Origin of the sequence: Nocardia sp. NPDC004860 (assembly GCF_040609015.1) — a bacterium.
In the GTDB taxonomy this organism is placed as follows: domain Bacteria; phylum Actinomycetota; class Actinomycetes; order Mycobacteriales; family Mycobacteriaceae; genus Nocardia.
Window position 1 is genome coordinate 441,087 of sequence record NZ_JBEXJI010000002.1, and the last position, 21,416, is coordinate 462,502.

General features: G+C 67.4%; 24 protein-coding genes. 12 read left to right on the top strand and 12 right to left on the bottom strand.

Features of this window, described 5'->3' with window-relative positions; genetic code table 11:
* Positions 1 to 7 precede the first annotated feature (7 nt).
* The 5 genes from ABZV44_RS05980 to ABZV44_RS06000 all read left to right on the top strand — a co-directional run bounded on the left by ABZV44_RS05980 (position 8) and on the right by ABZV44_RS06000 (position 2,516).
* Positions 8 to 301, top strand: a complete 294-nt coding sequence (locus tag ABZV44_RS05980; RefSeq protein WP_354832519.1) for a hypothetical protein — start codon at positions 8 to 10, stop codon at positions 299 to 301.
* A 3-nt stretch (positions 302 to 304) separates the two neighbouring features.
* Positions 305 to 607 (top strand): DUF3349 domain-containing protein, encoded by a 303-nt coding sequence (locus ABZV44_RS05985; RefSeq protein WP_354832521.1) that lies wholly within the window; start codon positions 305 to 307, stop codon positions 605 to 607.
* A 32-nt stretch (positions 608 to 639) separates the two neighbouring features.
* On the top strand, positions 640 to 951 hold the full coding sequence (locus tag ABZV44_RS05990; protein WP_354832523.1) for a DUF3349 domain-containing protein: 312 nt from the start codon (positions 640 to 642) through the stop codon (positions 949 to 951).
* Positions 952 to 1,137: 186 nt separating this feature from the next.
* On the top strand, positions 1,138 to 2,244 hold the full coding sequence (gene ald / locus ABZV44_RS05995; RefSeq protein ID WP_354832525.1) for an alanine dehydrogenase: 1,107 nt from the start codon (positions 1,138 to 1,140) through the stop codon (positions 2,242 to 2,244).
* 50 nt (positions 2,245 to 2,294) lie between these two features.
* Positions 2,295 to 2,516: a hypothetical protein gene (locus tag ABZV44_RS06000; RefSeq protein ID WP_354832527.1), complete on the top strand. Its 222-nt coding sequence runs from the start codon at positions 2,295 to 2,297 to the stop codon at positions 2,514 to 2,516.
* Positions 2,517 to 2,572: 56 nt separating this feature from the next.
* On the opposite strand, the gene ABZV44_RS06005 is transcribed toward ABZV44_RS06000, so the two are convergent.
* A complete protein-coding gene (locus ABZV44_RS06005; RefSeq protein WP_354832529.1) occupies positions 2,573 to 3,073 on the bottom strand; it encodes an Lrp/AsnC family transcriptional regulator in 501 nt (166 codons plus the stop codon).
* 66 nt (positions 3,074 to 3,139) lie between these two features.
* The gene (locus ABZV44_RS06010; RefSeq protein ID WP_354832531.1) at positions 3,140 to 3,340 is read right to left on the bottom strand and encodes a hypothetical protein; all 201 of its coding nucleotides are present in this window, start codon (positions 3,338 to 3,340) and stop codon (positions 3,140 to 3,142) included.
* Positions 3,341 to 3,656: 316 nt separating this feature from the next.
* On the opposite strand from ABZV44_RS06010, the gene ABZV44_RS06015 reads away from it, so the two are divergent.
* From ABZV44_RS06015 to ABZV44_RS06030, 4 genes are all read left to right on the top strand, one after another.
* Positions 3,657 to 4,532, top strand: a complete 876-nt coding sequence (locus tag ABZV44_RS06015; RefSeq protein ID WP_354832533.1) for a helix-turn-helix transcriptional regulator — start codon at positions 3,657 to 3,659, stop codon at positions 4,530 to 4,532.
* Entirely contained in the window at positions 4,529 to 4,738 is a 210-nt protein-coding gene (locus tag ABZV44_RS06020) for a DUF397 domain-containing protein (RefSeq protein ID WP_354832535.1), read from the top strand. The genes ABZV44_RS06015 and ABZV44_RS06020 overlap by 4 nt, the downstream gene beginning before the upstream one ends.
* 100 nt (positions 4,739 to 4,838) lie before the next feature.
* Positions 4,839 to 5,513, top strand: a complete 675-nt coding sequence (locus tag ABZV44_RS06025; protein WP_354832537.1) for a class I SAM-dependent methyltransferase — start codon at positions 4,839 to 4,841, stop codon at positions 5,511 to 5,513.
* A gap of 218 nt (positions 5,514 to 5,731) precedes the next feature.
* Positions 5,732 to 6,649 (top strand): EamA family transporter, encoded by a 918-nt coding sequence (locus tag ABZV44_RS06030; RefSeq protein ID WP_354832539.1) that lies wholly within the window; start codon positions 5,732 to 5,734, stop codon positions 6,647 to 6,649.
* 146 nt (positions 6,650 to 6,795) lie between these two features.
* On the opposite strand, the gene ABZV44_RS06035 is transcribed toward ABZV44_RS06030, so the two are convergent.
* The 5 genes from ABZV44_RS06035 to ABZV44_RS06055 all read right to left on the bottom strand — a co-directional run bounded on the left by ABZV44_RS06035 (position 6,796) and on the right by ABZV44_RS06055 (position 10,744).
* Positions 6,796 to 7,065, bottom strand: coding sequence for a hypothetical protein (locus ABZV44_RS06035; RefSeq protein WP_354832541.1), 270 nt, complete (start codon positions 7,063 to 7,065; stop codon positions 6,796 to 6,798).
* Between the two features lie 12 nt (positions 7,066 to 7,077).
* Positions 7,078 to 8,031: a sigma-70 family RNA polymerase sigma factor gene (locus ABZV44_RS06040; protein WP_354832543.1), complete on the bottom strand. Its 954-nt coding sequence runs from the start codon at positions 8,029 to 8,031 to the stop codon at positions 7,078 to 7,080.
* 46 nt (positions 8,032 to 8,077) lie between these two features.
* On the bottom strand, positions 8,078 to 8,785 hold the full coding sequence (locus ABZV44_RS06045; RefSeq protein WP_354832545.1) for a hypothetical protein: 708 nt from the start codon (positions 8,783 to 8,785) through the stop codon (positions 8,078 to 8,080).
* 21 nt (positions 8,786 to 8,806) lie between these two features.
* Positions 8,807 to 9,598 (bottom strand): SDR family oxidoreductase, encoded by a 792-nt coding sequence (locus tag ABZV44_RS06050; RefSeq protein WP_354832547.1) that lies wholly within the window; start codon positions 9,596 to 9,598, stop codon positions 8,807 to 8,809.
* A gap of 318 nt (positions 9,599 to 9,916) precedes the next feature.
* Positions 9,917 to 10,744 carry a thioesterase family protein gene (locus tag ABZV44_RS06055; RefSeq protein ID WP_354832548.1) on the bottom strand — a complete coding sequence of 276 codons (828 nt, stop codon included), beginning with the start codon at positions 10,742 to 10,744 and terminating at the stop codon, positions 9,917 to 9,919.
* Between the two features lie 221 nt (positions 10,745 to 10,965).
* Here ABZV44_RS06055 and ABZV44_RS06060 point away from each other — a divergent pair, with 221 nt between their 5' ends.
* The gene (locus ABZV44_RS06060) at positions 10,966 to 11,628 is read left to right on the top strand and encodes an HAD-IA family hydrolase (protein WP_354832550.1); all 663 of its coding nucleotides are present in this window, start codon (positions 10,966 to 10,968) and stop codon (positions 11,626 to 11,628) included.
* Positions 11,629 to 11,646: 18 nt separating this feature from the next.
* On the opposite strand, the gene ABZV44_RS06065 is transcribed toward ABZV44_RS06060, so the two are convergent.
* The 3 genes from ABZV44_RS06065 to pruA all read right to left on the bottom strand — a co-directional run bounded on the left by ABZV44_RS06065 (position 11,647) and on the right by pruA (position 15,886).
* Positions 11,647 to 13,074, bottom strand: coding sequence for an amino acid permease (locus ABZV44_RS06065; RefSeq protein ID WP_354832552.1), 1,428 nt, complete (start codon positions 13,072 to 13,074; stop codon positions 11,647 to 11,649).
* Positions 13,075 to 13,268: 194 nt separating this feature from the next.
* Positions 13,269 to 14,228 (bottom strand): proline dehydrogenase family protein, encoded by a 960-nt coding sequence (locus tag ABZV44_RS06070; protein ID WP_354832554.1) that lies wholly within the window; start codon positions 14,226 to 14,228, stop codon positions 13,269 to 13,271.
* Complete coding sequence (pruA, locus tag ABZV44_RS06075; RefSeq protein WP_354832556.1) at positions 14,228 to 15,886, bottom strand: L-glutamate gamma-semialdehyde dehydrogenase; 1,659 nt, start codon at positions 15,884 to 15,886, stop codon at positions 14,228 to 14,230. The genes ABZV44_RS06070 and pruA overlap by 1 nt, the downstream gene beginning before the upstream one ends.
* 232 nt (positions 15,887 to 16,118) lie before the next feature.
* Between pruA and ABZV44_RS06080 the strand changes: the two genes are divergently transcribed.
* Entirely contained in the window at positions 16,119 to 17,825 is a 1,707-nt protein-coding gene (locus tag ABZV44_RS06080; protein ID WP_354832558.1) for a helix-turn-helix domain-containing protein, read from the top strand.
* A 24-nt stretch (positions 17,826 to 17,849) separates the two neighbouring features.
* On the opposite strand, the gene ABZV44_RS06085 is transcribed toward ABZV44_RS06080, so the two are convergent.
* Positions 17,850 to 18,824, bottom strand: a complete 975-nt coding sequence (locus tag ABZV44_RS06085) for an alpha/beta hydrolase family protein (protein WP_354832560.1) — start codon at positions 18,822 to 18,824, stop codon at positions 17,850 to 17,852.
* A 154-nt stretch (positions 18,825 to 18,978) separates the two neighbouring features.
* Complete coding sequence (locus ABZV44_RS06090; protein WP_354832562.1) at positions 18,979 to 20,211, bottom strand: lipase family protein; 1,233 nt, start codon at positions 20,209 to 20,211, stop codon at positions 18,979 to 18,981.
* 122 nt (positions 20,212 to 20,333) lie between these two features.
* On the opposite strand from ABZV44_RS06090, the gene ABZV44_RS06095 reads away from it, so the two are divergent.
* Positions 20,334 to 21,416 carry a hypothetical protein gene (locus ABZV44_RS06095; RefSeq protein ID WP_354832564.1) on the top strand — a complete coding sequence of 361 codons (1,083 nt, stop codon included), beginning with the start codon at positions 20,334 to 20,336 and terminating at the stop codon, positions 21,414 to 21,416.

The window sequence follows — 21,416 nt, forward strand, 5'->3', positions numbered from 1 at the left end:
AGCGAGTATGCACACCTTCAACGCCATCGCCAAGTCCCTGGGCGAGGTCACGCTGATCGCGCTGGTGCTCGGGGTCGGGGTGCCGGTGATCTTCGGGATCGGCGTCCGGCTCTGGGCCCTGGAACCGGCCGCCGACGGCCCGGCCACCGCCAACCGCAATGTGGTCGTCACCGCCATCGCCTACCTCTGCTTCGCGGCGGCCCTGATCGTGGTCGCCGCCGGAATCCTCTATATCGCCAAGGATTTCATCAGCCACAGCTTCGACATCCAGTTGTTCGGCGCGAAACCCCCGAAGAAGTGAGCCATGACGACCCATCGTTCGATCCTCGCCACCGTCCTGGCCTGGCTGCGCGCGGGCTACCCGCACGGCGTCCCGCGTGAGGACTACGTGGCCCTGTTCGCGGTGCTGCACCGCAAGCTCACCGACCGCGAAGTCGACGAGGTCATCGAGGGATTGCTCGCCTCCGGCGGCGTGCCGGACCGGGCCGCCATCGAAACCGCCATCGCGCAGCTCGCCCACGAGAAGCCCGGCGCCGACGACGTGAACCGGGTCGCGGCCCGGCTGGCGGCCGGCGGGTGGCCGCTGGGCGACCCGTCCGAGGCGTGAATTCCGTTCCGGCAGAGTAGAACCGAGCACCGATGGAGTTGTCCGAACTACTGGCCAGAATTGTCGGCTGGCTGCGTGCCGGGTACCCGCACGGTGTTCCCGACACCGACTATCTGCCGCTGCTGGCCGTACTGGCGCGGCGGCTGTCCGAGGACGAGGTGCGGCAGGTGGCCGCCGAGCTGGTGCTGCTCGGCGCGCTGCCCGCCGACCGGGCCGACGTCGGGGTGATCATCACCAAACTCACCGACGAGATGCCGCGCGCCGCCGATCTGGATCGGGTCCGCGCCCATTTGCGGGCGGGCGGCTGGCCGATCGACGACAGCTGGCCGGAGCCGTTGCAGTAGCGCCGCAAACGCCGAAGATGCTTCGGTGTGACCCAGCTCGCACTCGCTGATTCCGATCATTCGGATAGTAGAGTGCGAATCTAGAGAATCTTATTCACGTCTCTAGTGCTGATCTCGCACAATATTCATACTGACTCTCTGGCGGCGATCCCGCCTCAACCCCAGTCGAGAGAGTCAGGAGTGCGGATGAAGATCGGAATTCCCCGCGAGGTCAAGAACCACGAGTACCGGGTAGCCTGCACGCCCGCCGGTGTGCACGAGCTGGTGGCCCGCGGCCACGAGGTGGTCGTCGAGGCCGGCGCGGGTGCCGGCTCGACGTTCGAGGACGACGCCTACCGCTTCGCCGGTGCGCAGGTGCTCGACACCGCCGACGAGGTCTGGGGTGTCGCCGATCTGGTGCTCAAGGTGAAAGAGCCCGTCGCCGAAGAGTATTCGCGCTTGCGTGCGGACCAGGTGCTGTTCACCTATCTGCACCTGGCCGCCTCCCGGGAGTGCACCGACGCCCTGCTGTCCTCGGGCATCACCTCCCTCGCCTACGAAACCGTCACCGCCCCCGACGGTTCCCTGCCACTGCTGGCCCCGATGAGCGAGGTCGCGGGCCGGTTGGCGCCGCAGGCGGGCGCGTATCACCTGATGCGCAGCGGCGGCGGCCGCGGCGTGCTCATGGGCGGTGTGCCGGGTGTACGCCCGGCGCGCGTGGTGGTGATCGGTGCGGGCGTGTCCGGGCGCAATGCCATCGCCGTCGCGCACGGCATGCACGCCGAGGTCACGGTGCTCGACTTGAACATTCAGCGCCTGCGCGAGATCGACGACCTGTACCACGGCCAGGTGCGCACCGTCATGTCCAACCGGCTCGAGGTCGAGAACCTGGTGCGCGAGGCCGACCTGGTCATCGGCGCGGTGCTCGTGCCCGGCGCGAAGGCTCCCACCTTGGTCTCCAATGACCTTGTCGCCCAGATGAAGCCGGGTTCGGTGCTGGTCGACATCGCCATCGATCAGGGCGGCTGCTTCGCCGATTCCCGCCCCACCACACACGCCGATCCCACCTACCGGGTGCACGACTCGATCTTCTACTGCGTGGCCAATATGCCCGGCGCGGTTCCGCACACCTCGACGGTGGCCCTCACCAACGCCACCCTCCCCTACGCGGTCGCTCTGGCCGACAAGGGCTGGCGCGACGCCGTCGCCGCCGACCCGAGCCTGGCCGCGGGCCTGAGCACCCACAAGGGCGAACTGCTCTCGGAATCGGTTGCGGCAGCACACGGTTACGCCGCACACTCCGTGGCCGCCTGAGGCCTCATCCGGAAAGGTCGACACGTAATGCCCGGGGATGGCGATCGGCCATGACCCACGAAGGATGGTTCCCACCCGACGGTGATGTCCACGTGCGAATCTGGCTGGCCGATGTGGTCTTCGACTACACGGTCACTGCGGTGGCGGTACGCAACTTGATCCACGATTGGAGACAAAGGCATTGGTTCACAATCGAATTCATACGCGACACCTTCGACGAATGCCGGCTGCTGCCGCGCCTGCCGTGTGAACGACTGTTCGTCGGACCGTGAGGGCTCCGCTTGCTGAATCAACCTTTCCGGACATGGCACCAGCCCCGCTCCGCCGATCAGGTCGCGGGGCGATGCCCCGGACGCACGTGCTCGAAGATGAGGATCGTCTCCGTGGACGCGACGGCGGGATGCGCACTCAGATGCTCCAGCACGAAGGTGCGCAGCTCGCCGGAGTCGGCGGTGGCGACATGGATCAGGTAATCGTCGGCCCCGGCAATGAAATACACGTTCTCGACCTCCGGCAGCGCGGCCATCTGCTCACCGAATTCGGCCAGCTGGCCGCGCGCCGCCGCACTGACCCGCACCGCGATCATGGCCTGCAGCTCGCGACCCAGCGCGGCCGGGTCGATATCGGCGTGGAACCCCCGGATCACCCCGTGCTCCACCAGCGCCCGCACCCGGCCCAGGCAGGTCGAGGGTGCGATCCCCGCCGCCGCGGCCAGCGCATTGTTGGTCATTCGCCCGTCGCGGGCCAGCTCATCGAGCAGCAGCCGGTCGATGGCATCCAGCGGAACCGCCCCGCCCGGCACATTCGATCCTGAAGAAACCTTCTTCATGGAGGAACTGTATCGAACTTCCTTCGTGCGGGAGGGGCGGATCAACGGAATATTCGTACAGAGCGGTCACTCACCGGCCCAGATGTTCCAGCTGGTGGCGCCCCGCTCCCGGTACCCGCTCCGCTCCAGGTAGGGCACCTGCCGGCTGAAGTACCGCTTCGCCTCGCACTCCTCACCGCACTGCGCATGCTGCGCCAAGGCTCGTTGCGCGACTTCCAGATTCAGCACCGGGTGGTCCGGCACGCTGTGCGTAACAGGTCGATTCACCACATCAACTCCCTACGTGTCGAGCGTCGACGGGTGCCGGCGTCCCGCACGCGATGAGCCGACGCTTGGCCTGGTTCTTCACCGGACACACCGAAACCAGACAATTCCGGTGTGTCTGCATGGTCAGATGCGCGTATTCGATTGTCATCGTTGGCAATTCGCTATGGTCGGTGATGGATGGGTTGGACACGAACTCAGATTTACTCCGATGCCAAGGGATTTGGGACCGCCATGACCGGCCGGTCGCGGGTATAGCGCCGAACTTCCATCACGGGGGGTTCCAAATTTCAGCGCCTTCGATAGAAAGGCTAGGAAAATGTCTGGCTCCACCCTTGCCGCCCGCGCCCTCGGTCGACTCTTGGCCGCGTACCGTCAACGGGCGCAGCTGAGCAGATCTGCCGCAGCGCGGGTCGTGGACACCTCGATACAGACCATCGGCCGCCTGGAAGACGGTCTCAAGACCAAGGTGTCGCGGGTCTGGATCAATGCGCTCGCCGACGCGTACAACTGCGGCGACGACGAGCGCCGCCTATTGCTCGGCCTTTCCCAGGAAATGGCCTCGGCGCAGCAGAATTGGTGGCGGGCGTACGAGGATTCGATGAAGCCTCGTTTCGATTACTACCTCGGGTTGGAAGCTTCCGCCCGCCGCGTGTCCTTCTGGCGACAGGCGGACGTGCCCGGACTCTTCCAGACGCCTGCGTATCGTCGCGCGATCGAATGGACCGAGCATCCGACGATGCCACCAGAGCAGGTGGAGAGGCGCGTTGAAATGGCCATGAGGCGAAAGAACCGATTGGAAGACAAAGGGTTCGAGATCGATGTCGTCTTGTCGGAAGCTGCCCTGCACGGTCAGATCGGCGGACCGGCAGTTCTGGCCGAGCAGCTTCGATACCTGGCCGATCTGAGCCAGCTGCCGAACGTGTCGATCCGGTGCGTTCCCCACCATGCTCCGAGCCATCTCGGTGCGGTGGTGGAATCCTTTGTCCTGCTGGAGTTTCCCAAACTTCCGGCAACCGGGATGGTCGAGCCGCCGGTGGTCTACATCGAAGGTTTTGTGGGAGACCTCTACCTGGAACGAGAGCCCGAGGTCCGGCGGTATCGACATGCGTTCGGCGAGATCAGCCGAGTAGCATTGGATCCGGTCACAACCAGGCAGGTCATGTTGTCGAGAGCCAAGGAGTGCGCCGAATGAACATCGAACTGTCCGAAGCCGATTGGTTCAAATCCAGCTACAGCCATTCGGGCGGAGAATGCCTGGAAGCCGCCCACCTGAACCGCGCGAGGGTCGGAGTACGGGATTCGAAACTGGGAGACTCGAGCCCGGTGCTCGTGTTCTCCCCGGTGGACTGGGACGTGTTCAACGCCGCCGTGCGGGCCGGGAAGTTCGATCTCGGCTGATGTCCTGGACGGTCGAGGGCTTGGTCCACGGCATTTCGAGGCCCATGCAGAGATCTATGATCGCGCTAGACCCGATTACCCGGCCGCACTGTGGAAATGGTTGCGAGAGTTCGGGTTACTGCGGTCCGGCGTCCGGGTGCTCGAGCTCGGCGCCGGCACCGGATTGGCGACGGGTCCGATGCTGCAGGCCGGTGCTGCTGTCACCGCTGTCGAGCCGGGGCAGGGTCTGGCCGCCCGTCTGCACCGTCGATGGCCCGACGCGTCGGTGATCATCGACAGCGCTGAAACAGCGCCCTTGCCGTCCGCCGCCTTCGATCTGGCCGTCGCGGCGACGGCCAGCCACTGGTTCGATCTCGACGTGGTGCTGCCGAGAATTCACCGCGCGCTGGTCACCGACGGTCATTTCGCGGTGTGGCGTCACGTCTTCGGCGACCCGTCGGCTGCTGCCACCCCATTCCGGCAGCGAATAGCCGAGATCGTCGCGCGCCGCGGCGACCACTCCCCGCCGCGCAGACCGGCAGAATTCGACACCGATGCGTTGGTGCGCCGTCTGACCGGCAGTGGGCACTTCGTCGCCGCTCATGTCGAACGGTTCTCCTGGACAATCGAACTGAGCACCGATCAGATCCACGATCTGTTCACCACTTTCAGCGATTGGACGGCCGCTGAAGTCGACGAGGCCGCCCGCGCGGCACACACCCTCGGCGGGCACGTACTCGAGCGCTACCTCACTCCGCTGATCATTCTGAAACGCGCCGGAACCGTCACCACCTGACCGCCGGGCGGACCGGGCGGACCGGGCGCGAGGCTGTTGGGTAGTCTCGACCCATGGGTACGTTCTGGCACTCCGTCACGCCGCCGCCGGCCGCCTGATCGGGCGCCGCGGCAGACTCTCGTTTCGCGTTCCGGCTGACCTCCGACGGCAGCCCGGATTCGTCGTGCGCCCGTTTCGATTCCTTCCCCCTTCGGAATTCGACGACGGAGTACTCGACAGTGTCCGAACACACGTCCACGCTCACCCCTGAACAGACCCCTTCAACCTCTTGGCGCGGTAGTGCGCCGATCCTCGCCGCGTCGGTGCTGTGGGGCAGCACCGGTACCGCGGCATCGCTGGCTCCAGCCGGAACATCGGCTGCCGCAATCGGTTCGGCCGGCTTGGCCCTCGGCGGATTGCTGCTGTTCGTCACCGGCCGCGGGCATCGGATGCGCGCCGCCGCGTCGGAACGATGGCTGCTGCTGCTCGGCGCGTGTGCCGTGGCGGGGTATCCGGTCACCTTCTATCCGGCCGTGGCCCGCACCGGCGTGGCCGTGGCCACGGTCATCGCCCTCGGAAGCGCACCGGTCTTCGCGGGCCTGCTGGCCTGGCTCACCGGCCGGGGCCGCCCGTCCACGAGATGGTGTGCCGCCACCGGGCTGGCCGTAATCGGTTGCGCCATACTGGTTATGGGCCCGCGATTCGGCAATGCGACCCCGATCGACCTGCCGGGCATTCTGCTCGCAGCCTGCGCGGGCCTCACCTACGCCGTCTACTCCCTGATCGGCGGCACCCTCATTACCCGCGGCCACGCCTCCGCCTCGGTCATGGGCATCATGTTCGGTCTCGCCGCCGTCCTGGTCCTGCCCGTGGTCGCAACCTCCGGCCCGATCTGGCTGACCACGCCGAGGGGCCTGGCGGTCGCCCTGCATCTCGCGTTCTTGACGACCTTCCTCGCGTACCGCCTGTTCGGTTACGGCCTGCGCCACACCACCGTCGCGTCCGCCACCACCCTGACGCTCGCCGAGCCTGCGGTCGCCGCTCTGCTCGGCGTCACCGTCGTCGGCGAGCGCCTCCCCGCGCTGTCCTGGTGCGGCCTGGTCGTCCTCGGTGCCGGTCTGGCCGCGCTGACATTCCCGGACAAGGGGTTCCGGTAGTAATCGCCGAAGAGACAACGGATATGGCGTAATGCCTTGTCGAAGTGGGTGATTCGTCGATTTCGACTGCACGTCAGGTGCCAGGTGTCGCGAGGAGATGTTCCGGTTCTTCACGCTGGCCCTCACCAGCGCGAACGGGCCGTGAGCTATTCATCGCCGATGCCGGCGCCCCGGCCGCAGCAATATCTGTTTCGGCCTGCTCGGCGGATCCCGCAGAGGTCAGCCGCAATACGGAACAGTTGAACGCGTTCCGATGGCCGATTCTCTTGCTCGTCGTGGTAATCGAGTGCACGACGGTAGATCTGCTGAATCATGCTGTCGGCGGCGTCGGCTGAACCGATCATGAGTTGGCAGAACAGCCGCAGTTGCGCGTGCAGCGCGGGGTCGTGCTGGGCGATGTCTTCCTGTTCGGACATGCCGTGGCCTGGTCAGAGTCCGAACAGCGGAAACAGCCCGGAGCCGTGGAACGCGACGATCCTGTCGATGCCCTCGGCGGTGATTGTCAATACGTGCAGTGCGTGTGGATGGTGTGCACCGTCGTGGCCGCGGGCGTACACCGCGAAGGCGGGCTGTCCATTGGCGGAGGTGGCGACCAGTTCGGCCGGACCGATCATCCGCATCTGTCTGGCCAGGAAGGCGAGGATGGTGTCGCGGCCTTCGAACCAGGCCGCGATCGGCGGCATTTCCCATCGTGCGTCTTCGGTCAATACCGCGACGAGTTGATCGACGTCCGCGGTTTCGAATGCAGTGACGTATCGGTCGAGCAGGGCGCGCTGCCGTGGTTCGTCCGGTTCGGTCAGACCGTCCTCGCTGAGCGGAACCTGGGCTCGCGCTCGCTGCAGCGCGCTGTTGACGGCCGCTGTTGTCATCTCCAGCAGTTCCGCGACCTCGGTGGTCCGCCATTGCAGCACGTCGCGCAGGATCAGCACGGCTCGTTGTCGCGGTGGTAGCTGCTGGAGTGCCCCCATCAGGGCGAGCCGCAGGGTCTGTCGTTGCACCACAACGGTTGCCGGGTCGGTCGGTGCGGCGGTGAACAGGACGTCGGGTATCGGCTGGAGCCACGACACCTCCGGGGATCGCTCGACCAGCCTGGCCTCCAGGTTCGTCTCGGGGTCGCCGAGATCGGCGGGCAGCGGCCTGCGTCTGCCTTTTTCGAGCGCTTTGAAACACGCCCGGGTCGCGATGCGGTAGAGCCAGGTACGCAACGACGATCGGCCCTCGAACCCGTCGTAGGCCCGCCAGGCGTCGAGATAGACGTCTTGCACCACTTCTTCGGCGTCGTCGGCCGAACCGAGCATGCGGTAGCAGTAGGCGAGCAACTCGCGTCGGAACGGTTCGCTCAGCCGTCCGAAATCCCCGTTGCCTTTCGTGGTTTCAGTCACTGTGTGCATGATCCGCCGATCCTGCTGTGGGGGTTGTTCATGGTGATCAACAAATGGTGATGTCGGCCATGTCGATGGCGACGAGGGCAATCCGGTCGTCGCCCACGGTGGTGTAGGCCCGCCGGGTGGCCGGGATGATGATGCCGTCGATGTCGCGGTAGTCGGAGGCGTAAAGGTGTGACTCGGTGGCCGGGTCGACGATGTCGATGGCGAAATCGTGGCGGCGGAGCAGCCCGTCCGTGCCGAAGCAGAACACTTGTTCACGGGTGTGGCTCTTGATGTGGTCGGGGAAGGTCACGTGGAGCCGCCGCCATATTTCACCATCGGCCTCGATGGGCGCGATCTCTTCGCAGACGAACCCCGGCCACGTGAACAGGAACGGCGTATTCAAGTACGTCCACAGTGCTTCCCCGGTGAAGTATGCGAGATGGAGGTCGTCCCACGGCGTGTGGAACTGGTGGCCGTCGAACGACCGCTCCGGGTCGTCGCGCGCGTCGACAACCGTGCCGTCGCGTTGCTGCAGGACGACCCGGTCGGGCTCGAAGAGCGACCGTCGGTCTCGACCGACGAAGTCCATGGTCAGCCGTTCCCGTGTGGTGTCCACCTCGAAGCGGATGTCCCTCAGCGCATCGCCTTTTCCCTTGACCTGCCAGAAGGCTCCGGTGATGGCGGCATCGACGCGGATCGCCCGGATCCGATTGAACCGGTCCGAACCACCGTGCGCGGCAACCGCGCTCGCGAGTAGATCGTTCATTGCCTTGCTCCTCCGTGGTGGTCAATCGACGATGATTCCGCCGGTCAGGTTGGCGACGGTTCCGGTCATCGCGGCCGCTTGGTCGGAGGCGAGGAACACGGCGACCGCTGTGAGTTCGGCCAGCGTGGTCGGGCGTTTGCGGTGGGTCATCGAGCTGACGGCGGCGGTGAATTGGTCCTTGGAGATGCCCAGCGCGTCGGCGTGCAGTCCGAACACGACGTCGATGGCCGGTGTCTCGACCATGCCCGTGGTGCGCAGGCAGATCGAGCGGACGCCGTGCTGGGCCCATTCGGCGGACAGCGCGCGGTTGAGGGCTTCCATCGCCGCCCAGCCGACGCTCATGCCGCCGACCAGGGGCAGGGGCACGCGGGCCGGTTCGGGTGTGTGCATCATGATCACTCCCGATCCCCGGGGGATCATGTGCCGTGCGGCGGATTTCGCGGTCACGAAATGAGCCTGGGCGTATGTCGTGATGGGTCGCATGAAATCGTCGACCGGTAGGTCGGTGAGCGGGATTCCCTGCAGTCCCCGCGGTGAGATTCCGATCGCGTTGAACGACACGTCGATGCCGCCGGCATCGGTGACGACGGCGTCGAGGTGCTCGGTGACGGATTTCTCGTCCCGGGCGTCGACCACAGCGGTCTCGACGGCTCCGCCCGCGGCGGAGATTTCCTTCGCGACGGTGTTGACGATGTCTGGATTTCGCCCGGTCAGGAAGACCCTGGCGCCTGCGTGGGCGAATCCGCGAGCGACCGCGCTGCCGACCGCTCCGCCCGCGCCATAGACGATCACGTTCTTGTTTTCCAGCAACATTTCCTACCTCCTACTCATACAGAGGCGATCGCACCGCGAAAGTCATCGGCGCCCGATAGATCGGAGAAGGAAACTTGGGCCCCGAGCAGATACGCCCGGGGCAATGCGCACTCCGGCCGGCCGGTTCCTGTTCCACGTCATCGCCGCCACGGCGAAATCACCGCCGCCGACAACTCCACCGGCTGACCGGGGACCACGGCATATCCGTTGTTCTTTCGGCCAGTCCGGAGCCCCGGCACACGGTGAAAAGCGCTGCTCGCCGATCACTTCCGTCGTGTGTGGCCGGAGCGGGCCGACCGGTGCCCGAGGTGTGGTGGGTCAGTCCTTGAAGTACACGAGCTGGTGGCTGGTGGCCAGTGCGGTGCCCTCTTCGGTCCACAGGTGGGCGGACTGGTCGAAGAAGCCATTGCCGAAGTGCTGTGCCCGGGCGGTCGCGAGAACGAACCGTCCGGGATCGGCGAGCGGGTCGAGCTCGGCGTGGAAGTAGACGGTGAGCGAGACGGTGCCCGCGGGGACCATCCGGCCCAGGCGCAGCATGACGCGCGGGAAGAAGATATCGCTCATCGCCGCCACGGCCGGAAAGTCCAGCGAGCGCGCGGGCGTGTCCCGAACCCACAGGGTGGAGGTGGACGTCGGGGCCGGTGCGCCGCCACCGCCCCCGGCGAACGGCCCGCGGCCCGCCACGAACCGCATCTCGTAATTCCGCAGCCACGCAGGCGATTCGGGCAGTTCCGCCACCTCGAGGGAGTCCGGTGCGGGCGCGGCGGGCGGGCTGATCTCGGTGTCGGACCAGGTCGGGCGGCGCAGCGCGCACACCACGGTCGCGGTGGTGGCCACGGTGTCGTCCTGCCGCATGGTCACGACCCAGTGCTGGGTGGTGCGATTGGTCCGCACGGGCTCGGCGTCGATGGTGAATGCCCCCGTGGCGATGGGCCCGGCGTAGTTGACCGTGAGCGACAGCGGACTGCCCGCGCAACGCGGGTCGTCGAGAACGGCCCGCAGCATGGTGGCGGCCGTGATCCCGCCGAAGGGGCCCACCATGTTCGAGTACTCGGCCGCGGTGTGACCGAGAAAGCGCCCTTCCCCATCCGGCGTCAGCGCGATGGCGGTATCGAACGGGTGCTCGAGGGTTGTGGTCGACCCCAAGACGAATTCTCCTTCGAACAGTTGCGGATTCGCGCGCGAGCGCGTGGCCCTCCGTCTGGTCGGAGATTGCCCCCGCCGACTATAACGACCGTTATAGACCGATCCGGCACGGGCCCTGCGGCCGTACGGCGAGCTCCGAGGTGTGATGGCGGGAATCCCTTGCCCGCGACACGGATTCGAGACATATTGCACGCCCGGCATCTTGTGGTTATAACCAGCTTATGACGGTTGATGCCACGCTGGCCGCCCGCGGCCTCCTGCTCGATATGGACAGCACCCTCGTGAATTCCGAAGCCGTAGTGGAGTTGCTGTGGCGACGCTGGGCCACCGAGCACGGCCTGGCGGTGGCCGATGTACTGGCCGTCGCACACGGCCGCCAGGGCTGGGCGACCATGGCCGAACTGCTGCCGGACCGCGCCGCCGAGTTGAACCGCGCCGACAACGACCGCATGCTCGCCGAGGAAGCCACCATCGTCGACGGCGTCATACCCATCGCCGGCGCCCCAGAGTTCATGGCCGCCCTCGCCGACCTCCCGCACGCCCTGGTCACCTCCGCCAACCACGTCCTCACCGAAACCCGGATGACCGCCGCCGGCCTACCCATCCCTCGCGTCCGCATCACCGCAGAATCGGTGACGGTGAGCAAGCCCGACCCGGAAGGCTACCTGAAAGCCGCCGCTGAACTGGGCCTTTCAGCTGATGACTGCCTGGTCTTCGAGGACTCGCAAGCAGGCATCACCGCCGCCAAGGCAGCAGGCATGCGCGTCATCGGCGTCGGCCCCCGCGCCGCCACCCTCGGCCCGACCGCCCACGTCCCCGACCTGACGCACATCCGGATCGAGCCGCTCCCCAGCGGCTCGATCGCCATTCACGTATCCGCCTGACCGGAAATGGGCTCCGGCTCAGGCGTTTTCGATCGCGGTGGGATGGCCCAGGCGGGAGTTGAAGCGGGAGTAGCCGAAGTACACGATGAGGCCGACGATCAGCCAGGCCACGAAGCGCACCCAGGTTTCCCAGGGCAGCGACCAGATCAGATAGATCGAGAATCCGATGCCCACCACCGGCACCACCGGCATGAGCGGCAGCCGGAATTCACGCGGCTCGTCGGGGCGGGTGTAGCGGAGCACGATCACCGACACGCTGACCACGATGAACGCCATCAGGATGCCGATATTGGTCAGCTCCGCAACGGTATTGATGGGCAGCAGCCCGGCCAGGATCGCCGAGCCGGCGCCCACGATCCAGGTCACCCGGGTGGGCACCTTGCGGGTGGGGTGGGTCTTGGCGAACCATTCCGGCAGCAGACCGTCGCGGCTCATGGCATACCAGACGCGGGTCACGCCCAGCATGAAAGTGAGCACCACGGTGATGATGCCGACGATGGCGCCGATGGCGATGATGTTCGCGATGCCCGGCATCCCCACGGATTTGAACGCGGTGGAGAACCCGGAGGTCGGGCTGATCTCGGTGTACTTCTGCATGCCGGTGAGCACCAGCGTGGCCAGCACGTACAGCACCATGGCGATGGCCAGCGAGTAGATGATCGCCTTGGGCAGATGCTTTTTCGCCTCGGTGGACTCCTCGGCCGCGGTGCTCATGGCGTCATAGCCGAAGACGGCGAAGAACACCGTGGCCGCGCCCGTCCACACCGCGCCGGTGCCGAACGGGAAGTACGGGTGGTAGTTCGCGCTGTCGATCTTGAACAGGCCGAGCACGATGATCAGCAGCACGATCGCCACCTTGATCCCCACCGCGACGGTCTCGAACCGTCCCACGCTCTTGATGCCGCGCGACAGCACCCAGGCGCTGCCGAGACAGAACAGGATCGCGAACACGTCCACCACATGCCCGTCCCCGGTGCCGGAGGCCCCGAGCATCCAGTGCGGCAGGGTGATTCCGATCTGATCCAGCAGGAAGTTGAAGTACCCGGACACGCCGATGGCGACCACCGCCGCCACCGCCACGTACTCGAGCAGCAGATCCCACCCGATGAACCAGCCCGCCAGCTCACCCAGCGACACATACCCGTAGGTGTAGGCCGATCCGGCCTTGGGCACCATGCCCGCGAATTCCGCGTAGCAGAGTGCCGCACAGGCACTGGCCACACCCGCGATCAGGAACGAGATGAGGACCGAGGGCCCGGTCGTATTGTGTGCGACCGACCCGGCCAGGGCGAAGATGCCCGCGCCGATGATGCCGCCCACCCCGATGGCCGTCAGCTGCCACAGACCGAGGTGTTTCGACAGCCGCTCGTCCGCCGGCGTGTCGTCGTCTACCTCCGAGATCGGCTTGCGGCGCAGGATCTGGCCGCGCAACTCCGCAAAAGACATGCGGGATCCTTTCGTTCCGCTGCGCACCGCCACTCTGTGGTAACGCAGGTCACACTCGAGCTAGCTCAGCTAATCCGACCACGGCCGATGCTGTGATCGGGCGGTTGGTTAAATAAAGTTCAGAAAGCTTGTCCAACCGGCCGACGCGCACCGCCCCGGGTGCGTTCGCCGAGGCGGTGCGATCGCGGGACCGATCAGCGGCGCGCGCCCGGTCCGAACGAGCGCAGGAAGAATGCGAGATTGGCCGGGCGCTCGGCCAATCGGCGCATGAAGTAGCCGTACCACTGGTCGCCGTAGGGCACATAGGTGCGCAGGTGCGCGCCCGTGGCGACCAGCCGCCGCTGCTCGTCGTCGCGGATGCCGTAGAGCATCTGGAATTCGAAGCGGTCCGGCGACCGCCGCGCCGCCCGCACGTAGTGGGCGGCAGCGTCGAGCATCACCGGGTCGTGAGTGGCCACCATCGGATAGCCCAGGCCGCGCATGAGGATGTCGAGGCAGCGCAGATAGGACGCATCCACCTCGTCGCGGCCCTGGTACGCGACCCCGGCCGGTTCGCGATAGGCGCCCTTGCACAGGCGGATTCGTGATCCGGGACCGGACAGGTCGCGGCAGTCGCCCTCGGTGCGCAGCAGGTACGCCTGCAGCACCGTGCCCACCCAGGGGAAGTCCGCCCGCAGCGCGTGCACGATGGACAGGCTGGAATCGGTGGTGGTGTGGTCCTCGGCGTCCACGGTGACCCAGACTCCCGCCGTCGCGGCGGCGGTGCAGATCTTGTGGGCGTGTTCGAGGGCGATGGCGTGGCCGTCTCGGGGCAGCGCCTGGCCCAGGGCGGAGAGCTTGAGCGAAACCTCCAGTGGCCGTACCTCTCCCGTGGACCCGGGCACAGCACCCAGGGTTTCGAGCAGGGCCAGATAATGCGCGACGGTGGCGCGCGCCTGCGTGAGGTCGGTGGTGTCCTCGCCCAGATAGTCGAGACTGACGTACCGCCCGGAGTCGATCAGCGTCCCGGCGGCCGCCGCGGCATCCGCCTCGGATTCCCCGGCGACGAAGCGCCGCACCATCTTCCGGGTCGATGCCAGCCCGGTCACCGTCCGTTCCACCCGGGGCGACCGCGAGGCCGCCAGCAGTGCCGGACGCAGCACGGTCGTGAACATCAGCGCTCCCCCGCTTCCGTCGCGACGGCCTGGTGCGGATACCGGTGATCGGTCGGCGGCACGAACGTCTCCTTGATGGTGCGCGCCGAGGTCCAGCGCAGCAGATTCTGCGCCGAGCCGGCCTTGTCATTGGTGCCGGAGCCCCGCGACCCGCCGAACGGCTGCTGTCCGACCACCGCGCCGGTCGGCTTGTCATTGATGTAGAAATTGCCCGCCGCGTACCGAAGTCGCTCGGACGCCGTCGCGACCGCCGTCCGGTCGTCGGCGATCACCGCGCCGGTGAGTCCGTACGACGACCCGCGGTCGACCAGATCCAGCACCGCGTCGAACCCGCCCGGCGTCGCGTCGTCGTAGACGTGCACGGCCAGAATCGGCCCGAAATATTCGGTCCGGAACGCCTCGTCACCCGGATCCTCACCCAGCAGGACGGTCGGCTCGACGAAGTAACCCACACTGTCGTCGGCGCGCCCGCCGGTGAGCACGGTCAGACCGGGTGTCGCCTTGGCCCGCGCGAGGGCGTCGGCATTGCGGTCGAAGGCACGCCGATCGATCAGCGCCCCACCGAAATTCGTGAAATCGGTGACGTCGCCGTAGGTCAGTTCCGACACCTTGCCCAGGAACTCCCCGGACATGCGCGACCACACCGATTTCGGAATGAACGCCCGCGACGCCGCCGAACACTTCTGCCCCTGGTAGTCGAACGCCCCGCGAATCAGGGCCGTGCTCAACACATCCGGATCCGCCGAACTGTGCGCGACCACGAAATCCTTGCCGCCGGTCTCGCCGACCAGCCGCGGATAGGTGTCGTAGCCGGCAATGTTCTCCCCGACCGTGCGCCACAGCCGCTGGAACGTCCCCGTCGACCCGGTGAAGTGAATACCCGCCAGCCGCCGATCGGCCAGCGCGACGGCCGACACCTCGGGACCGTGGCCGTGCACCAGATTGATCACGCCCGGCGGCAGCCCCGCCGCCTCCAGCAGCCGCATCGTCCAATAGGCCGAAAACGCCTGTGTGGGTGAGGGTTTCCACACCACCGTATTGCCCATCAGCGCCGGCGCGGTCGGCAGATTGGCTGCGATGGCGGTGAAGTTGAACGGCGTGACCGCGTACACGAACCCTTCCAGCGGCCGGTACTCCACCCGATTCCACACCCCCGGTGTGGAGATCGGCTGCCCGGCCAGGATCCCGCGCGCGAAGTGCACATTGAACCGCCAGAAATCCACCAGCTCACACGGTGCGTCGATCTCGGCCTGATACGCGGTCTTCGACTGCCCCAGCATGGTTGCCGCCGCCACCGTCTCCCGCCACGGCCCCGCCAGCAGATCCGCGGCCCGCAGGAATACCGCCGCCCGCTCGTCGAACGACAGCGCCCGCCACCCCGGCGCCGCGGCAGCCGCCGCCTCGATGGCGTCGGCCGCATCCCGCGCCTCGGCCACCGTAATGGTCCCGAGCACCGCCGAATGCCGGTGCGGCTGCACGACATCCACCACCTCCCCCGCACTCCGCCGCTCCCGCCCGCCGATCACATGCGGAATCTCGACCGGCGTCGCGGCGAGTTCGGTGAGCTCGGCCCGCAGCCGCGCGCGCTCCGGGGTGCCGGGCGCGAAGGTCCCCACCGGTTCGTTCACCGGCGGCGGCGTGACTGTGACGGCGTCCATGACAACCTCCTGGCGGATTGTGGCCCGTATCACCGGGCGAGTACGCCGAGTCAACTCCGAATCGCACCACGGATATTGAGCCGATCGGCCAAAGAACCGCCGAACCTGTTGTACGTTCGGCTGAACACCGCTGACGCGCTGGTGCCCGGATCGATGGCGCTGTTCCGGCCACTGCCCGCAGGGCCGAGCGTGTCGGCGAGGCAGTACCCAGGCTTTGAATACCGGAGACAGCATGACCGCAGACGAACGCCACACCTCCACCGGTCCGCGAGCCGCCGACCGAACCGGAGTAGCGCTGCGGGAACTGCTGGGGGCACTGGGCACGACGCTCGTCGACCTGGTCGACGCACCGCTCGGGGACGAGGTGGCCATCCGGTCGGTGGCGCTGGTCGACGGTTCCGACCTGAGCTCGGAAACCGTTGCGCACGCACCCATGTCGGACATGTACCTGCACGTGGGGATCGCCGAGGCCGAGGCCGTGCGGTGGCTCGAGGAGGTCGCCCAGCGGGCACCGGCGCAACGACCCCGCGCGGTGCTGTCGAAGTCGGCGGCCGCGGCGGGCGGGTTGCGCCGGGCCGCGCTGCGGGCGGGGGTGGCGGTGGCCGGGGTGCACCCGCAAGCCCGATGGGATCACGTGTATCCGCTGATCCGGCGGATGCTGGATCGCACCGGCCCGGCCCGCGACAGCGCGGACCAGGATCTACTGGCCGCCGACACCGACTTGTTCGGGCTGGCGCAGATCATCGCGCAGAACGCGGGCGGCATGGTCACCATCGAGGACGCGCACTCGCACGTGCTCGCCTACTCGGCCTCCAACGATGCCGCGGACCGGCTGCGGATCCAATCCATCCTGGGCCGGGAGGGGCCGCGCGAGTATCTGCGGATCCTGCAGCAGTGGGGTGTCTTCGACCGGCTGCGGCACACCGACGAGGTGGTCGACCTGCCCGCGCACGCCGAGCTCGACATCAAACACCGTCTGGCCGTGGGGATTCGGCGGCCGGGCGAGGGCAGCGCCGCCACCGTGCTCGGATCGATCTGGCTGCAGGAGGGCGAGCGGCCGTTCAAGTCCGATGCGGCCGAAGTGCTGCGGGGCGCGTCGGCCATTGCCGCGCGCATCATCTCGCGCAGCCTGGACGCACCGTCCACCGAGGCCCTGTTGATCCAGCGCCTGTTCGGCGCGCGCGGCGGCGGTGTCGATGTGCCGTCGGTGGCGAGTGCGCTGGGTATCCCGGTGACCGGCCCGGCGGCGCTCGTCGGGTTCGCATCCTCCGGCGCGACCCCCGCCGCCGCGGAACTGTCGGCGCTGGGCAGCACACTTCGCCTGCGCGCGAGCGCCTTCCGACGCGACTCGCTGGCGACCCTCATCGGCGACCGCGCCTACATCCTGCTCCCCCGCTATCACTCGGCCCGCGCGGTCACGGCCTGGACCCGGCAGCTGGTCGACCAGCTGGAATCCACCGGCGCCCCGATCCTGCGCGCTGCCATCGCCGTTCCCGTCGCCGAGCTGACCGACGTCGCCCGCGCCCGCCTCGAGGTGGACCGCGTCCTGGACAGCACCGCGGCGAGCTTCCCGAAGGATCGGGTCACCACCCTCGCCGAATCCCGTACAGCCGTACTGCTGGGCGAGATCCTCGATCTCATCGCCGCCCGCCCCGAGCTCGAGGACCCGCGCCTGACCGCCCTGTTCGACTACGACCGCGGCCACGCCGCGCAACTCGAGGCCAGCGTCGACCACTACCTGCGCCATCACGGCGACGTACGGTCCGCGGCCACGGCGCTGCGCATCCACCCGAACACGCTGCGCTACCGCCTGCGCCGCGCCCAGGACATCACCGGCATCGACCTCGACGACCCGGCCGATCGCCTACTGCTCGAACTGCAACTGGCTCACCACCGCCGCCGAGCGGACGGCACTCGGCACCGGCCGATCCAACGCTGAGCGACCATCCAGCGCGATGCCGGCCTATTCCGTCAGCGCCGCTTCCAGAATCGGCCACGATTCATGAAGATCTTCTTGCCAATACGGCCAGGAATGCGTGCCCAGCGGATGGAATACGACGGTGGCCGGTACACCGAGGTCCTGCAATCGCCGCTGGAACGATTCGGTACAACCGTGCACCAGATATTCCAGCACCGCACCGAAGGTCACCGCCTGCGGCATCTGCGGGTCGGTCAGTGATTCCGGTCCCGGGATCCCACTGCCCGCCGAGACGTACACAGCCTTCCCGCGCAGTGCGGGCGCATTGGTGAGCGGATCGTGCGCCCGCCACGCCGGATCGGCATCGGTTCCCCACATATTCTCCGGATTTCCGCCCATCCACCTCACCGAATTCCGGATGACGAGTCTGGCGCTCGCGCTCACCGTGTCGAGACAGCCGCTGAAGGCCGCCACCCCGCGATACAGCTCCGGATGCCGGGTGGTCAGCGTGACCGCCGAGAGCGCACCCATGGACAGCCCGCCGATGACATTGCGCCCGTCGCCCCGGAACCGCGCGTCGATCAGCGGTGGCAGCTCACCGGTCAGGAAGGTCTCCCACCGCTGCGCCCCGCCGAGTGCGGGATCGGGCCGCTGCCAATCGGAATAGAAAGTGCCCCTGCCGCCGACCGGAAGCACCACGTTGACGCGCTTATCGGCGAAGAAAGACACAATGTCGGTCTTTTGTGTCCAATTCGTCTCCGCGGCACCGGAATCCACACCGTCGAGCAGATAGTAGGTCGGACGCGGCTCGTCATCGGCGGGATGCAGCACATCGACGGTGACGGTGCGGTCCATGGCGGCCGAATATACCAATATTCGCGTCCGTGCCGGATCGATATCGCGCACGCTGGAAATGGCAGATTCCGTCTGCGAATCGGCGCGCACCATACCTGCGCCGGATATCAGCAGCGCCACCATGGCCAATGCCGCGGTCGCGGCCGTACGTATGTTGGCGGTCATTCGATGATCCATTCATCAGGTTGCGAACGGTTCGAGTGAGAGTGGAAACGAGCCCCCGTGGCGGATAATTCGAATATTAAGTGAAATGCCGATGACTCAATGGCGGCGACACCGAAGATATTTCGCTCGATGTCAGCGGAATTTCCGCGGACGGTCAGTGATCCGGACCGGTGCACCCCGGCGGCACCAGTCGGCCGGCCAGCAGATCCTCGATCCACCCGGTGGTCAGTGGAATGGACAACGCGCCGACGATGAAGTGCTCCCCCGGGAACGGCTGCAACCGCACCCGGGCGCCTCGCGCGCACCATTCGTCGAACAGATGCTGCGCGCCCGCGAAGGGAACGAAGATCTCGTTGACGCCGTGGAAGAGGAACACCGGCGCGGCCGGCGCGCTGCGGCCGGGGCGGTTCTCTTCCAGAATCCGCTGCACCGCAGGCAGTTTCAATGGATCCGGCACGACCGAGAGCTGGTCCACCCGCAGCGGCGCGATCAGCCCGAGCGCCGTCTCCTGCGAAATGCAGATATCGCGGAACATCCGCGCCAACCGCCACCCGTTGTCGTTGAACAGGCCCATCAGTTCCGGGTACTCACGCGCCAGCCCGAGCACGGCCGCCAGCAGGACCCCGGTACTCCAGTTGCCGTTCATGGCGGGCAGCAGCATCTGATAATCCGCCGGGGTCCCCCCGATGATCACGCCCGCCAACCGGATCTCCGGTGCGTAGGTCGGCGCGAGCTGCGCCGCCCAGCTGGTGGCGATCGAACCGCCCGAATAACTCGTCATCACCACCGGCGTCGCCGGCCCGAGGTCCGGCATGTTCGCGCGGGTCACGGCCCGGATGGAATCGAGCACGGCGTGCCCGCCCATCAGCCCCGCCGCGTATGCCTGCCGCGGGCCCTGATGGTCGGGAACGACCACCGCATAGCCCTTGGTCAGAATCAACCGGATCGCCACGACATCGGCCGACACAGCCCGCTTGAGTTCCGTGGAGGGCGCACAGGACTGCCCCAGCGAGGAGATCGGAAGGTTGTACGACACCAGCGGTCTCGGGCCCGATCCCTTCCACGCCTCGTTCGGCAGCAGCAGGGTGGTCACGATGGAGACCGGCTGATCGTGGGAGTCGGTGGACCGCACCAGCAGCTGGTAGGCGCGGGCGGCGGGAAACAGGCTGTCGGTGGTACGGGCCGCGAGCACGCTGCCCGGCGGGCGGGCCTCGAAACCAGGCCCGGGCGTGAAGAAGGGGTCGGTCGGTGGCGACGGCAGCACGCTGGCCGGATCGTGTGCCGGATTCAGCAGATCCGAGATGGGATCGGCGTGCGCATGCAGTGGGAGCAGCGCTGTCACCAGCGCCACCAGCATCCATATCCGTGTGAACCGGACAGCAGCCACGAGCAGAGATCGTCACACGCCGTCCGGTGCGTGGCCCGGATTTGCCTCGGCGCGGCGGTTCGGGTCCCGCGGGAAACGCGCACAACCGACAAATCGCTGCGTCGGTCTGACACCCTGTCCCAATGAGGTGGTCAATCGTCTTGGTCGTCGCGCTCGTGCTGGCGGCCGGGTGTGCTGCGCGGCCATCGGATTCGCCCTGGCGCGAGGTATCGCTGCCGCAGCACGGGGCGCGGGTGCTGGAGTTCGCGCCGATCGCGGGCGGCGTGCTGGCGCTGGGCTCGATCCCGGCCGGCGACGGACGCGCCCCGGCCGCGTGGTCCTCCTCCGACGGCACGCGCTGGACATCTGTGCCCGTCCGGCCCGACAGCCCGTACGGTGCACTGGCGGAACTGATTTCGGCGGGCACCGGTACGCACACCGTGGTGCTGGGTCAGGCTTTCGGTGGCGCGCACAGCAATCCGCGCATGACCATCTGGAGCGGCGACGGCCGGGGTCTCACCGAACACACCCAGGCCATGGAGATGTTCGGCGGCCCGCACGCCATCGCGGTGACCGCGGCGGCCGCGCGCGGCGGCACCGATCTGCTGGTGGGCGGCTGGGACGGCGACAACGGCCGCTACGGCGCCGCGTTCTGGACCTCCCCCGACGGCGCGGACTGGCAACGCCACGCGGACGATCCGGCGTTGTCGTCCGCACCCGGCGAACAGACCGGCGCGGCCGGGGTCGGCACGGGCGCGCAGGGCTTCGTCATCGTCGGGGAAACCTTGCGCGACAACATCCTTCGGCCCCTGGTGTGGACCTCGCCCGACGGCCTCGGATGGCAGCGCCACGAGCTGCCCGGTGCGAATGCCGTCGCCGCGCGCGTCGGCTGCGGCACTGCCGGCTGTACGGTGCTCGGCCAATCCATCGGTGCCACACCGCACGTGCTGTGCTGGCCGTCGGCCGAGGCCGACCCCGTGCCCGGTCCGGGCGCGTCAACGGTCGACGTGCTGCAGATCCTGCCGACCGCGTCGCGCGTCCTGAGTCTCGTGGCACTCGACCACGCGGTGCAGCTGGCGTCGATGACGCCAAATTGTACTGAATGGCAACAGATTTCCCTGCCGGTGAGCGCGCCCGGGGCTCGCATGGCCGCGCTGCCCGCCGGCCTGCTGCTGGCCACCACCGAGGCCGACCGCAGCAGACTCTGGCTGCATGCCCTGCCCTGA

Coding starts and splice junctions, on each gene's coding strand:
- ABZV44_RS05980 (WP_354832519.1), top strand. CDS start 8: ATGCACACCTTCAACGCCATCGCCAAGTCCCTGGGCGAGGTCACGCTG.
- ABZV44_RS06005 (WP_354832529.1), bottom strand. CDS start 3,073: ATGAAGAAGGTTTCTTCAGGATCGAATGTGCCGGGCGGGGCGGTTCCG.
- ABZV44_RS06015 (WP_354832533.1), top strand. CDS start 3,657: ATGTCTGGCTCCACCCTTGCCGCCCGCGCCCTCGGTCGACTCTTGGCC.
- ABZV44_RS06060 (WP_354832550.1), top strand. CDS start 10,966: ATGACGGTTGATGCCACGCTGGCCGCCCGCGGCCTCCTGCTCGATATG.
- ald (WP_354832525.1), top strand. CDS start 1,138: ATGAAGATCGGAATTCCCCGCGAGGTCAAGAACCACGAGTACCGGGTA.
- pruA (WP_354832556.1), bottom strand. CDS start 15,886: ATGGACGCCGTCACAGTCACGCCGCCGCCGGTGAACGAACCGGTGGGG.
- ABZV44_RS06020 (WP_354832535.1), top strand. CDS start 4,529: ATGAACATCGAACTGTCCGAAGCCGATTGGTTCAAATCCAGCTACAGC.
- ABZV44_RS05985 (WP_354832521.1), top strand. CDS start 305: ATGACGACCCATCGTTCGATCCTCGCCACCGTCCTGGCCTGGCTGCGC.
- ABZV44_RS06065 (WP_354832552.1), bottom strand. CDS start 13,074: ATGTCTTTTGCGGAGTTGCGCGGCCAGATCCTGCGCCGCAAGCCGATC.
- ABZV44_RS06050 (WP_354832547.1), bottom strand. CDS start 9,598: ATGTTGCTGGAAAACAAGAACGTGATCGTCTATGGCGCGGGCGGAGCG.
- ABZV44_RS06035 (WP_354832541.1), bottom strand. CDS start 7,065: ATGTCCGAACAGGAAGACATCGCCCAGCACGACCCCGCGCTGCACGCG.
- ABZV44_RS06070 (WP_354832554.1), bottom strand. CDS start 14,228: ATGTTCACGACCGTGCTGCGTCCGGCACTGCTGGCGGCCTCGCGGTCG.
- ABZV44_RS06085 (WP_354832560.1), bottom strand. CDS start 18,824: ATGACCGCCAACATACGTACGGCCGCGACCGCGGCATTGGCCATGGTG.
- ABZV44_RS06000 (WP_354832527.1), top strand. CDS start 2,295: ATGACCCACGAAGGATGGTTCCCACCCGACGGTGATGTCCACGTGCGA.
- ABZV44_RS05990 (WP_354832523.1), top strand. CDS start 640: ATGGAGTTGTCCGAACTACTGGCCAGAATTGTCGGCTGGCTGCGTGCC.
- ABZV44_RS06080 (WP_354832558.1), top strand. CDS start 16,119: ATGACCGCAGACGAACGCCACACCTCCACCGGTCCGCGAGCCGCCGAC.
- ABZV44_RS06095 (WP_354832564.1), top strand. CDS start 20,334: ATGAGGTGGTCAATCGTCTTGGTCGTCGCGCTCGTGCTGGCGGCCGGG.
- ABZV44_RS06045 (WP_354832545.1), bottom strand. CDS start 8,785: ATGAACGATCTACTCGCGAGCGCGGTTGCCGCGCACGGTGGTTCGGAC.